The 13,017-nt window shown below is 28.6% G+C and carries 10 protein-coding genes; 1 reads left to right on the plus strand and 9 read right to left on the minus strand.

Annotated elements, in window-relative coordinates:
- Window positions 1–348: 348 nt before the first annotated feature.
- The 5 genes from KEC93_RS15685 to KEC93_RS15705 form a co-directional block, all read right to left on the minus strand.
- Window positions 349–2,613 carry a PAS domain S-box protein gene (locus KEC93_RS15685; protein WP_012059268.1) on the minus strand — a complete coding sequence of 755 codons (2,265 nt, stop codon included), beginning with the start codon at window positions 2,611–2,613 and terminating at the stop codon, window positions 349–351.
- Between the two features lie 46 nt (window positions 2,614–2,659).
- Window positions 2,660–5,734, minus strand: a complete 3,075-nt coding sequence (locus KEC93_RS15690) for a PAS domain-containing hybrid sensor histidine kinase/response regulator (protein WP_077867771.1) — start codon at window positions 5,732–5,734, stop codon at window positions 2,660–2,662.
- 273 nt (window positions 5,735–6,007) lie between these two features.
- Window positions 6,008–6,217 carry an alpha/beta-type small acid-soluble spore protein gene (locus KEC93_RS15695; RefSeq protein ID WP_012059270.1) on the minus strand — a complete coding sequence of 70 codons (210 nt, stop codon included), beginning with the start codon at window positions 6,215–6,217 and terminating at the stop codon, window positions 6,008–6,010.
- A 608-nt stretch (window positions 6,218–6,825) separates the two neighbouring features.
- Entirely contained in the window at window positions 6,826–7,341 is a 516-nt protein-coding gene (idi, locus tag KEC93_RS15700) for an isopentenyl-diphosphate Delta-isomerase (protein ID WP_023977045.1), read from the minus strand.
- 110 nt (window positions 7,342–7,451) lie between these two features.
- On the minus strand, window positions 7,452–7,805 hold the full coding sequence (locus KEC93_RS15705; RefSeq protein ID WP_023977046.1) for a winged helix-turn-helix transcriptional regulator: 354 nt from the start codon (window positions 7,803–7,805) through the stop codon (window positions 7,452–7,454).
- Between the two features lie 158 nt (window positions 7,806–7,963).
- On the opposite strand from KEC93_RS15705, the gene KEC93_RS15710 reads away from it, so the two are divergent.
- Window positions 7,964–8,518, plus strand: coding sequence for a nitroreductase family protein (locus KEC93_RS15710; RefSeq protein WP_039773369.1), 555 nt, complete (start codon window positions 7,964–7,966; stop codon window positions 8,516–8,518).
- Between the two features lie 271 nt (window positions 8,519–8,789).
- On the opposite strand, the gene KEC93_RS15715 is transcribed toward KEC93_RS15710, so the two are convergent.
- The 4 genes from KEC93_RS15715 to KEC93_RS15730 all read right to left on the minus strand — a co-directional run bounded on the left by KEC93_RS15715 (window position 8,790) and on the right by KEC93_RS15730 (window position 12,615).
- The gene (locus KEC93_RS15715; protein WP_077867772.1) at window positions 8,790–9,359 is read right to left on the minus strand and encodes an RBBP9/YdeN family alpha/beta hydrolase; all 570 of its coding nucleotides are present in this window, start codon (window positions 9,357–9,359) and stop codon (window positions 8,790–8,792) included.
- A gap of 38 nt (window positions 9,360–9,397) precedes the next feature.
- Window positions 9,398–9,919, minus strand: a complete 522-nt coding sequence (locus tag KEC93_RS15720; protein WP_077867773.1) for a cysteine hydrolase family protein — start codon at window positions 9,917–9,919, stop codon at window positions 9,398–9,400.
- A 25-nt stretch (window positions 9,920–9,944) separates the two neighbouring features.
- Window positions 9,945–10,205: a TfoX/Sxy family protein gene (locus KEC93_RS15725; protein WP_077867774.1), complete on the minus strand. Its 261-nt coding sequence runs from the start codon at window positions 10,203–10,205 to the stop codon at window positions 9,945–9,947.
- A 658-nt stretch (window positions 10,206–10,863) separates the two neighbouring features.
- Window positions 10,864–12,615, minus strand: a complete 1,752-nt coding sequence (locus KEC93_RS15730) for an ABC transporter ATP-binding protein (protein ID WP_077867775.1) — start codon at window positions 12,613–12,615, stop codon at window positions 10,864–10,866.
- Between the last annotated feature and the right edge of the window lie 402 nt (window positions 12,616–13,017).

Here is a 13,017-nt window from a genome sequence, read left to right on the forward strand (position 1 = left end):
TTTACAAATTTACTGAAAGTTTTTTAATAACTTTGTTATTATTCTCATAAATTACAAAATTATATATATAACGTTCGTTACATAAATCATATCACTGTATTTTTCCCCATTCAATTTATTTTGTACTCTATTTTTACTCATAATTCGACTCATTTTGAATGAAAACTATTTCTTTAGGAATGTAATCATATCACTATTCAAATACATATATCTAACAATTATATTTTCTTTATAGATCTCAACCTTCTTAATTAATTTTTTCCTTGATTTATTCACGGCCCAGATTAAATATAAATTTATAAAGAATAAAAAAAGCAGCACCAATTATTAGTGCTGCCTTATAAGCCTCTATGTTCTTAAGTTGAATTCTATAATATTTAACAAGTTTTCAATTTCAAATGGTTTAGATATGTAATCATCCATTTTTGCCTTTATGCATTTTTCTTTATCTTCCCGCATAGCATATGCGGTTATTGCAATTATTGGTATATGTTTCCCTTCTAATTCTTCAACTCTTATAGCCTGTGTTGTTTCAAAACCATTTAGTTCTGGCATCTGTATATCCATTAATATTAAATCGACTTTATTGTTTTTTAATATATTTATAGCCTCATTTCCATTATATGCTGAAATATATTTATACCCGTTACTCCTAATTATGTTTTCCATTACTTCTTGGCTTATTAAGTTATCTTCAACATATAAGATAACTTTATCCTCTCGATCATTATGTTGATTAAGCTTATCACTTTCAATGTTTTTTCTTTCCATAACTTGTTTTTTATCATTTGTTTTTTTAAATTCACATGTAAAAATAAATGTTGAGCCCTTACCAAAAGAGCTTTCAAAACTTATTTCTCCATTCATCAAATTAGCAAACTGTTTTGAAATTGATAACCCCAATCCTGTTCCCATATACTTTTTCATTGATGATATATTTCCTTGAGTAAAATTATTAAATATCTTATCTTTGAACTCATCATCTATACCAATCCCTGAGTCTTTGATCGTAAATTGGATTTTTTCACTATCACTATCTTCTGAAATCATACTTACTCTAAATGATATATATCCGTCATCTGTAAACTTTACTGCATTGCTAATTAGATTGGATAATATCTCTTTTAACCTCAGCTCATCACCGATAATTTCAAAATCTATGTTATGGTCTAAATAATAACTTACTTCTAATCCCTTAGAATTTCCAGTGACTAAAAGGCTATTATAAATATTATTTATAGTCTCTTTTAAATTAAACGGTTCCCTATTAATTCTAAATGTACCTGACTCTATTTTTGACATATCTAATAAGTTATTAATAAGTCTAAGCACAGTATTTGCTGAATCATTTAATATTCTAATATATTTTTTTTGCTTTTCATTAATATCTTCTAACTTTAATAACTGTATAGCCGCCGTAATTCCATTCATTGGAGTTCTTATTTCATGGCTTATATTAGCCAAAAAAATTGATTTCGCTTTATTGGCTTCTTCTGCTTTCTGTTTTAACAATTCTAATTGTTCACACTTTTCTCGCAGATCCTTTTCTATTAGTTTCCTGTCTGTAATATCTTTATACATTGCTACTACTCCGAAAAAGAGATTATTATCATCATAAATCGGAGATGCTGACATTAAGACATTAACCAGGTTTCCCTCCTTGTCTATTCTGACAGTTTCATAATCTTTAATTACATTTCCTTTGGTAATCATATCTATTAATTTTTGTGATTCATTTAATTTATCTTTTGGAATTAGCCGTCTCATATCATTTCCTATTATGTCCGCTTCCTTAAATCCAAACTTTGTCTCAGCACCTTTACTCCAACGAGATATGTTCATTTCTTTGTCAAAAATCACAAATGGATCATCAAGTATATCTAAAGATATTGAAAATATCTTTGAATCTTTAAATAACCTTTCCATATCCGAAATATCTCTTATAATACTGACTGCCACATCTCTTGATTTCTTATTACTACAAACGGATCTTACTTCAACCGGAAATCTTGTCCCATCTTTTTTGTGATGATAACTTTTAAACTTTATTCCCCTATCTAAAGCTTTATTTAATTGATCTTGGGTGAATTCCCTGCTATCCTCATTTCTAAGGGTAAAGATATTTAAATTTACAAGTTCATCAAAAGAATACCCGTACATTTCAATAGCCTTTTTATTTCCATAAAGTATTTCCCCACTTCTGCTTACTACAAGAATACTCTCTAATGCATTATCTATAAAATCTCTTCCTTCTATAAACAACTTTTCATTTGATAATATGCCTTTACTTTTTATGAATGTACAAAATATATACTTTTCAGCAAATTTACTGAAACTAACTTCATAAACAGTATCTCTAATGACTAATGTATAAATATTGTTATCAATTCTTTTTAAATAACTAAATAAATACTCTCTTAAATATATTTTAATTTCATCAACACAGTTATGGGTTAAGTTTTCACAGTCAAATTCCTTTCTGAAACTTTCATTTATAAATTTAACACTGAAATCATAAATAACTTGATTTGAATCAGTTAATGGTTCGTATATAGATATTATGTTATTAATATTATTTAAATATGATATTCCCTCTAATACTGAGCTAACCATAATTTACACCATCCCCTTATTATTTTTATAACACACTCTTTCATTCTCATAAATAGATTTCGAAGATATTATAAATTTCTTCAACATTAAATGGTTTTGATATGCAATGATCAATTCCTAGATTCATAAGTATCTCTCTATTTTCCATAATGGTATATGAAGACATTCCGATTATAGGAATATTTTTTCCTTTTACTCTTGATATTCTCATTTCCTTAATTTTTTCAAAATCTTCTAATTTATTTAATTTCATATCTAGCAATATTAAGTCTACATAGTTACAATTTAGGATTTTCAAGGCCTCGCTTATATTATGCGCATGGATATATTTGCAGCCTTTTCTCTCCACTATACTCTCCATAACTTCTTTATCAATTGAATTAGTTTCAATGCAAAGTATGACTTTATTCATCCATAAATTATTTATATTATCATCTTCGCTAATTTTATTATCGTTCATTACCTCTATATTCTTTTCATAATAATCACTTTTTTTAAAACTACATGTAAACGTAAATGTAGACCCTTCTCCTAGTGTGCTTTCAAAGCTTATATTCCCATTCATCATCATAGCAAGTTGCTTAGATATAGATAATCCTAGACCAGTTCCTGTATATTTTTTATTTACAGATATATCACCTTGACTAAATATGCCAAAAATTTTACTCTTAAATCTTTCGTCTATTCCTATCCCCGTATCTGCTATTGTAAATTTAATTTTTACATAGTCATTATCTGACGATACTTTTGTTACCCTAAAGGATATATATCCTTTTTCAGTAAATTTTACCGCATTACTAATTAAATTATCTAATATTTGTTTTAACTTTAGTTCATCTCCAATTGCTATAAATTCTGCATTTGGGTCAAAATAATATCTTATCTCTAATCCTTTAGAATTTCCTGATTCCAAGAGATTTGTATAAATATCATCTGTTATCTTTTTCAAAGCAAATTTACCATCATTTAATTTATGTATACCGGCCTCTATTTTTGAAATATCTAAAATATTATTTATAATTGTTAATAGTTTATTTCCAGAGTTTTTTAGCAGTGTTATATACTTACTTTGCTCCTCACTCATAGGTGTTTTTTCAAGAAGCTGAATTGTTCCAAAAATGCCATTCATCGGAGTCCGTATTTCATGGCTCATATTGTCTAAGAATAACGACTTTATTTTATTAGCAATTTCAGCTTCTTCCTTTAATACTTCCAATTGCCTATATTTTTCAACAATGATTTTTTCTTTTTCAGCTAGATCTGTAATATCATGATAACAAGCTAAAGCCATAATTAAATTTCCACTTGTGTCATATATAGGAGTAGAATTTACTCTAATAGTTAGTTCTTTATCTGAACGCTTAATTATGATTGTTCTATTTTTTATTTTTTCGCCTCGTAATGCGCATTTTAAAGACAAATTCTCTACATGGATTTCATTCCCTGATGTATCAAAAGCTTGCTTAGTTATGTTAAAATCATCTGCATTCTTTACAGCATAATAATCAGAAAGAAGACCTCTTCCTTCTGCATTCATCAAAATTATTTTACCTTCCTTATCTGCAATATAAATTGCATCAGAAATATTTTCAATGACAGCTTCTAATTGCTTTTTTTGCATCTTTATAATTGTATTACTATTAACCTGTTCAGTAACATTTCGGGTGCACAATAGCGCCTTTACTATATCTCCATCTTCATCATATAGAGGACTGCCACTTACATTAAAGTGATATTCTAATCCCTTTCTCTTAAGCGTCATTCTATATTCATTAATCTTTTCACCTTTTAGTACTCGATAGCTAGGCAAATTTTCTGGTTTGATTATATTATCATTGGAATCGTAGAATTTCACTTTTAAGAAATTTTCACTGATTTTGTTTGCTAAATCAATATTATAAAAAAAGTCTTTTGCACTGGAATTTAGAATATTAATATTACCTTCTTTGTCAATTGTAAACAATCCCTCGGACATATTTCTAATTATAGCTTCTAATTTATTCTTTTGCTCTTCTATAATTTTTGCTTGTACCTTTTCCGTTATATCGTCAATTATTAAAACATATCTTTCAAAATTTCCTTTTCTATCAAATATAGGCTTGCCACTAATAACAACATGTTTCTCTAAATTTCTAGTTCCTATTATCACTCTATAATTATTTATTTCCTTTCCTTTTTCTATATAACTAAACTTACTCTCTTCAAATTCAATTTTATTTTTATTTACATCAAAAATTATTATTTCATCTTTTATATCATTTATATTGCTTATTTTATTTGCTTGAAATAATTCCAAAATAACTTTGCTTATTTTAATTAACCTTCCACTTTTATCAAAGATGCTTATCTGCTCATCTGCTAAATCCATTATTGCCTCGATTTTTTTATCCCTTCTCTCAATTTCAGCAGCTTGAGCTTTAATAACCATTTTATTTCTTATTCTATCTGTTACATCAATACGATTCTCAATATAATATTTTACTTTCCCATCTTCATATATTGGTACTATTGCTGAATCAAAATATGTTGCTCCCGTTCCATGTCTATCACTCATAAAATCTTTTACATAGCCCGTCTTACCTGTTTTTATAACACTTATCCATTTTTCCCTTATTTTATCTTCCTTAAAATCTTTAGCTATTTCTTCTATTGATTTACCAATGCAATTCTCTTTCCTATTAAATGGTTCATCCATATAATAAATGTATTTTTCATTAGCTTTTAATAAAGTTAAATCTGGCGCTGAATAAATTCCAATCCCATATCTATTATCCAAACATAACTGTTCTGCATATAAAAATTTATTTTCAATACGGGAATTCTCTTTTTCATAGAAGAAATATAATATATTCATTTTCTCGTGATCTATCTTCTTAGAAATAATCACTTCTCTTGGCTCAAGTGACTTAGTGAATATGTAGATATCTATTTCATCACTAACACTTCCAAATTCATCACAAAAATCAGATTTCAATATTTTACTCAGTTCTTTATATGATTTTCCTAATAGTTCCTCTTTGTAATACCCTGTTAAATCAACAAATTCTTCGCTTACTTTAATTACTATCTTATTTGAAATAGTAATAGATGCTTCTTGATTTCTTTTACTATTAAGTGGCATTGATTCTTCCTCCGTAAATATAAACTCTTATAACATGTATGGAATTTCCATAATGCATATAAAATATAAATTCTTCAAATAGAATACATTTAATTTATTATATCATCTATACTATTATTAATAAAATAATAAACAGAAGTCTTTGATATATTAATAACTTTAAAATCACAAAAAAGCCAGTAGAACAATTAATTATATAAATAGTTCTACTAGCTTTTCGTAATCTTATTAAATTTCTAAAGAGTTATTTTCACGACCTTAGTCTTATAGTTATTACTTAAGACCTTGTTCGTAATCTTGAATCATATGTTTTACCATATAACCGCCAACATATCCATTTTGTCTTGAAGAAAGGCTTCCTTTATCGATGTTTTCATAATCGCTTAATCCAACTTCTGAAGCAACCTCAGTTTTTAATCTGTTTAATCCTGCCTTTGCTTCTGGTACTAATGTTCTATTTCTTCCACTATTATTTGATGACATATACATCAACCTCCCTTAATTAATATAAATTTTGTTTGGCATTAATATATTAACCATTATGACAAATTATAATCTATTAAAATACTAGCAAAAATAGTACTGATAGCTTGTATTAAATATTTTTCCCTATTGAAGAATTATATTGATATTTATAACTTAGACTTATGCAATAATCCACCGAAATCATAAATATTTTGATTCCGAAAAGCTATAAAAATATCGCTGAAATGCTAAATTGCAGGTTGCACCACTAATGCTTGCTCCCATTTTCATTGTGACAAGCATTAGTGTAACAATCTACAATATCTATCCAATATATATAACAAAATCCATAAATAAGGTTTTACTATTAACATATTGATATATATATGCTAACATAATATACGTTGTAGTATTAAATACTTTAATACAATATACTTTTGAGACACGACAATATTGGAGGCATAATAATGGAATTAAAACATAAAACAAATACCTATAAAACTTTATTTCATTGGCATAGTTTTAGATTAAGACTTGTTGTTGAAGGTATTGGGATAGGTATTACTGCTGGCCTATTGATTGAAAAACAATTAATTTCCAAATCTTTATTTAGACGAAATTCTTACTTATTTAAATATTTTGTTTTCTGCCTTATTAACTAAATACTTGAACCAATAAGTATATGCTTCTGGCCTTTCTATAATGTCCTTCTTAACTTCATTAATATCAACCCACTTAAAATCATCTACTTCATCTTTGTTTACAATTATTTCTCCATCATATTTCCCAATGAATACATGATCATATTCATTTTCAAAAAGATTATCTTCAAGTTTTACTTTATAAATAAAACTAAATACTTCTTCAAGTTCACATGTAAAACCCATTTCTTCCTTAAGCCTTCTATAAATCGCATCCTGTAAATTTTCACCGTATTTAGGGTGACTACAACATGTATTGGTCCAGAGGCCAGGCGAATGATATTTTTTTACATTTCTTTTCTGTAATAACAATTGATTTTTAGAATTAAATACTAATATAGAAAAAGCTCTATGTAATGTTCCTTTACGGTGAGCCTCCATTTTTTCAATTGAACCTATTTCGTTATCAAATTCATCTACAGCTATTATATATTCTGCCATTTAATTTCCCCTTCCATTTAAACTAATATAATCAAAATTTGCATCATTAAAATAATTGTATTCGATATATGAGTAAAAAAGCATCTTCCATTAACCAATATATGAATTTGCTATAATAAGCTAACACTATTGTCTTCATTTATTAATTTTTTATAGCCTTTTCCCCAGTCACACATTGCACTTAAAATAGGCTTCATGCTTTCTCCAATGCTTGTAAGTCCATATTCTACCCTTGGTGGTGATTCTGGATAAACTTCTCTATAAATTATCCCATCTCTTTCTAATTCTCTTAACTGCATTGTCAATGTTTTCTGAGTAATATTAGTTAATAATCGTTGTAATTCATTGAATCTAATAGTTCCTCTTGACAAATGCCAAAGAATTGCTATCTTCCACTTCCCGCTAAGTATATTTATAGTTAAATTCATCGGGCAATTCGATTCTAAATCAATTGATTTTGACATTAATTTATTCTCCTAACACATTTTTGTAACAATCTATCTTCTATTTAATTACCTTAATGGTATCATTTTTGATATCACATATCAAATTTGTGCGTACTTTTATGATAATTCTATTAATGCTATTATTTTATAAAACCAATAAGGAAGGAAGATATTATATGAATGAAGTTTTGAAAGCTATAAGAAATAGGAGAAGTGTAAGAACATATTTACCTACACAAATAAAACAAGAAGATTTAGATCTAATCATTGAATCTGGGATATATGCACCTTCTGGTCATAATGATCAGCCATGGCATTTTACTGTTATTCAAAACAAAGAAATATTAAAACATATCAATGATAAATCAAAAGAGTTAATGGCTCAATCAGAAATCAGTTGGATCAAAAATATGGGATCAAACCCCAAAGTAAATTTAATATATGATGCTCCAACCTTAATAATTGTATCTGGTAATAAAAATGCACTTTCCCCTAAAGTTGATTGCTCCGCAGCGATACAAAATATGCTTTTAGCAGCAGAAAGCTTAAACATTGGCTCTGTTTGGATTGGCCTCATAACGTTTTTCTTAAAATTAGAAGATGAAGCTAAAAAACTCGGTATTCCAGAAGGATATGAAGCCTATTATGGTGTTGCTCTAGGATATAAGTCATTAAACAAAGAATTAATTGCTCCTAAGAGAAAATTAAATGTAGTGAATTATATACGATAATGGTTAAATGATTCCATAAATATCTGTAACTATAGATAACTCAACTAATACCTGAACTTATGCAATACTTTACAGAAAGAAGAAACATTGTTATTTCACAGGACTATGAAAATTTCGTTGAAAGTTCTAAATTGCAGGTTTACCAACTAAAGCTTGCTCCCAATTTCATTGTGACAAGCATTAGTTGAACAACCTACAATTAAGAGCTTTTAACAACTCATTTTCAATGCCTGCTGCATAAAAATGTTTCTTCTTTCTAATAAGGTATATTCTATGTGCCAATTAATTTCTTAATCTCACTTAACAAAACAGGAAATTTAGTATACCCATCACGCGCGATAAAATGCTTTCCTGATTCAAGAATAATAAGATTTGCGTCTAACTCTTCTGCTAATTTTTGTGTTGCCTCTGTTGGCACAATGTCATCGTCTATTGCAGTAATAGCTATTCTCTTTGGAATTAGACTTTTTATTCTTGCAATATCAAGTGGACTATCTACAAATTCTTGAATACCTTCTGTTTGTTCCTTCATAGGATTTTTATTTATGAACCCGGAGACAAGTATTGCACCTTTTATTTTTATGTTTTTCTCTAGAATATAGCGTAGTGCTGTAATACATCCAAGGCTGTGACCAATTAATATCGTATTTTCATCAATATCCATAATACATTTATGAAGATGTTTACGCCAAGGTTCAAGATGTGGATCTCCTGAATCAGGCATATCCGGAACATTAACCTTAATAGAGCTATCTTTAAACTGTTCTTTCAACCATGGAAACCACTCTGATTTACTGGAAGATGTATAACCATGGATAACATATATATTAGTGGATTTCATTTTATAATTTCTCCTTGTAAAAAATATTTACACCTTATTTAATTCATTCTTCTAATAGTTTCATCAATCGAAATATATTCTGCATATCTTCCATTCCATATAAATTCATTGTAGTATTCATATGTTTGTTCTCCTGACATGAATTTATTGTCAACAGTTGTGTTTGCATAAGCAGGGACTATCATATTGAAGCCATGCTCAAATCCACATTTTATAGTGGCGTCAACACATAAATCTGTTTGAATTCCTACAATTATTATATCTTTTTCGTCTTTATCCATTAAATATTCTAGTAAGCCTGTCCCTTTAAACGCGCTGTTTACTTTTTTATCAAATATCTTTTCGTCATTAACTGGTTGAAATTTTTCATATACTTCAAATCCGTCAGTTCCTTTTGTTAATTCACTTTCAGGACCATCATCATGACGTATATATATTATTTTAATATCGTTTTTCCTTGCTTCACTAATTATTTTCTCTACATTCGATACAAATGCATTAAAGTTATATAATTTATCGTTTGTTATTAATTTTTGTGTATCAACTACTAATAAAACCATTTTTTTATTCTCCTCTTATAAATTACTACTTTCCTTTATTCCAATTATAAAAATCTTTTAAATCTTCTTTACGTTTCTGTGATAGCTCTGTTTTCTTAATACCATGAATTGCACCTTCCAGTGCCAGCAACCTATGGATACATGCAGAAGGATCAATTTCTTGTATCTTGAGCCATGCCTGCTCTGCTCCAATTGCTTTTAATTCATCATAGGTAAATATCCCTACTTGATTCAATTGCCTTTCCACTTCTTTGCCGATATTAGGTAGATTTGATAATTCTCCCATGATAAAACTTCCTCTCAAATCTGATTAATAAAAATCAAATACATTTTAAAGAAACCTAGATAATTTTTTCTATTTTTAAGTATATCAAAAAGCTTAACATATTTCATCTGATTTTATAACCGGCCTAGCATATTTTTTGAATCTACTTTTTTGAACCATATGAGAAGAATTTTGAATTCAAATATATTTTCTCTTGAGATGTAACCATCTAGTTCCTTCTTTTTCATAATTTATACTCGTTACAATATCTATTGATTTCACTTCAATATAGACTCCTAGAAAATAAAAAAGAAAGAGAATCTTACCTGTTACAGCTCGATTCCCCTTGATTACTTAAGTAAATTATTAATTTATCATCTAGTCGAGAATATACATTCTAAAATTCTTAAGAATATTTATTCTTCAGAATATGCTCTATTTAACTATGTTCTGCAATGATTCTCATTAAATCTAATATTGACTATAAAATTAAATCATCTAAAAATTATATTCCTTTTAAAAATACATTTGTCCTATGCTATATAGATAAACTAATCATGAACATATTTACAAAGTTGCTGAAACCTTAAGTTTATATCTTCACTAGAAATCATAAATATATTTATGATTTCGGTAAACTATCATGGATATCCATATTAATGACTACCTTAAAAGAATTTTATTTTATCTTCCACTTTGAACTTTCCTGCTGCAATTCTACCATCTTTGCATAAATTCTATTTTGTTTTAATAATTCTGATGGGGTTCCTTGCTCTGCTACATACCCATCGTTTAATACAACTATCTTATCTGCGCCTGATATTGTTCGCATTCTATGAGCAATAACAAGTACTGTTTTATCTTTAATAAGGTTTGAAAGTGCCTCTTGTATCTTTGTCTCATTTTCAACATCAAGAGAGGCTGTTGCTTCATCTAATAAAATTACAGGAGCATTTTTTAACAAAGCTCTTGCAATGGAAATTCTTTGACGCTCTCCTCCTGATAAAGTTGAGCCATTTTCTCCTATCACCGTATTATATCCATCCGGCATCCTTTTTATAAACTCATCACAGCATGCCGCCTTAGCTGCCGCTATTACTTCTTTGTCTGTTGCATTACGTTTCCCCAAACGAATATTATTCATAATTGTATCATTAAATAGTATGACATCTTGAAATACTATAGAATAATTTTTAAGAAGTACTTCTGGATCCACAGAATTTATATTTACTCCACCAAGAGTTATGCTTCCTTCATTGACATCCCAAAATCTTGCTGCTAACTTTGCTGCTGTACTTTTTCCGCCTCCTGATAAACCTACTAAAGCAGTTATTTGTCCCTGCTTTGCAGTAAAAGATACGTCTTTTAAAACATTTTCGTTATTTTTCTTATCATACGAAAATGCTACATGATTGAAAATTATATCATATCCATTTGTTTTGCATATCTCTGATCCAAGTTGAACTGGATGATCTTGCATCTTCTTCATTCTTCCTATTTTAAGGCTTGATGAAAATATATCTGCAAGATTCATTAATGAATCACAAATTGGGTCATAAAATCTTGAAGCTGCAATCAAAAATACTAAATATATAAATAAATCCGTCTTTCCTTTTGCAAGAAGAGTTCCACCTATTAAAATCACTGTGGCAAAGCCAACTTTTAGAAGCATCTGTCCGCTAACTACCATAATTCCTGTAGTAAGCTCATTTCTAACTTGTATCTTTTCAGCATTATCTATAATATCATCTAACTTTAAAAGATATTCTTTTTCTTGATTATAAGCTTTTAAATCCTTTATAGTCTCTAGACATTCCTGTATTCCATCAGCCACTTTTCGTTTCGCAGCGATGTTTTTTATGCTAAATTTATTTTGCAGTTTCTTAGAGCAAATGACGATTAAAAACGATATAGGAGCTACCCACAAAAGTGCAATTCCAATACGCCAATCAAAAATCAACATTCCAATTCCAACAAGTATTGTAGATACAATGGCACCAATAAACTGCGGTATTGCATGCGAAAATACATGTTCTAAATCTGTACAATCTACCATAATTGAATTTGTTAAATCAGATAAATCTCTCCTCCCAAAAAAAGATAAAGGAAGCTTTCTTAATCTTTCAGCTAAGTTTATTCTTCTGTTAGCACTTTCACCATAAACTGCAATAAATGAAGATTTGTATTGCATCCAATTTACAGCAAACAGTATAACTAATGTTATAAGAATCATTATAATATATTTGGACAGTTGTAAATTAATATTTATACCATCTGTAATTGGAGCTAACATATCTCTAATAACCATAACAACTAGTCCCACTGGAATCATTAAAGCAATATCTGCCAGTGTACTAAAAATTATTCCTTGTAGCAAATCTTTTGCGCCTTGCTTGGTCAATGCAAATTTATCACATAGCATATTAATCATATAAGAACCTCCTTGTATAATCTAGTTGTAACATTTGATAGAAAACTATTTATCTTTCTAACGAACATTACACCTCTTATTATTTTTAATATTCTAATTTATTACTTTGCCTACGCCCCGATAGGGAATATGCATTTCATATCTTAAATAGTTTTTTATTTAAATTCCTTAAAGGAATCTAACCAAGTTTTATATAGTCTAGTATAATACTCCTGAATAGAAGATAGATGTAAACCTCCATGGGAGGTCTTTTAGAACCTATACCCGTAAAAAAGCGTATCATTTCATCAGGTAGAATTCTATGTTTAGCTGGTTGGGTTTCCCTTCGGGAATTACCCGTGTCACAAACAAGGTTATAAGCTATCTGACAGAGTGGAAGTTCTATTCTATATCTAAAATTTA

It is taken from the genome of Clostridium beijerinckii, from assembly GCF_018223745.1.
In the GTDB taxonomy this organism is placed as follows: Bacteria; Bacillota; Clostridia; order Clostridiales; family Clostridiaceae; genus Clostridium; species Clostridium beijerinckii.

Bases quoted from the DNA above. Each gene is read 5' to 3' on its own strand.
- KEC93_RS15685 (WP_012059268.1), bottom strand. From the start codon at position 2,613: ATGGTTAGCTCAGTATTAGAGGGAATATCATATTTAAATAATATTAAT.
- KEC93_RS15690 (WP_077867771.1), bottom strand. From the start codon at position 5,734: ATGCCACTTAATAGTAAAAGAAATCAAGAAGCATCTATTACTATTTCA.
- KEC93_RS15695 (WP_012059270.1), bottom strand. From the start codon at position 6,217: ATGTCATCAAATAATAGTGGAAGAAATAGAACATTAGTACCAGAAGCA.
- idi (WP_023977045.1), bottom strand. From the start codon at position 7,341: ATGGCAGAATATATAATAGCTGTAGATGAATTTGATAACGAAATAGGT.
- KEC93_RS15705 (WP_023977046.1), bottom strand. From the start codon at position 7,805: ATGTCAAAATCAATTGATTTAGAATCGAATTGCCCGATGAATTTAACT.
- KEC93_RS15710 (WP_039773369.1), top strand. From the start codon at position 7,964: ATGAATGAAGTTTTGAAAGCTATAAGAAATAGGAGAAGTGTAAGAACA.
- KEC93_RS15715 (WP_077867772.1), bottom strand. From the start codon at position 9,359: ATGAAATCCACTAATATATATGTTATCCATGGTTATACATCTTCCAGT.
- KEC93_RS15720 (WP_077867773.1), bottom strand. From the start codon at position 9,919: ATGGTTTTATTAGTAGTTGATACACAAAAATTAATAACAAACGATAAA.
- KEC93_RS15725 (WP_077867774.1), bottom strand. From the start codon at position 10,205: ATGGGAGAATTATCAAATCTACCTAATATCGGCAAAGAAGTGGAAAGG.
- KEC93_RS15730 (WP_077867775.1), bottom strand. From the start codon at position 12,615: ATGATTAATATGCTATGTGATAAATTTGCATTGACCAAGCAAGGCGCA.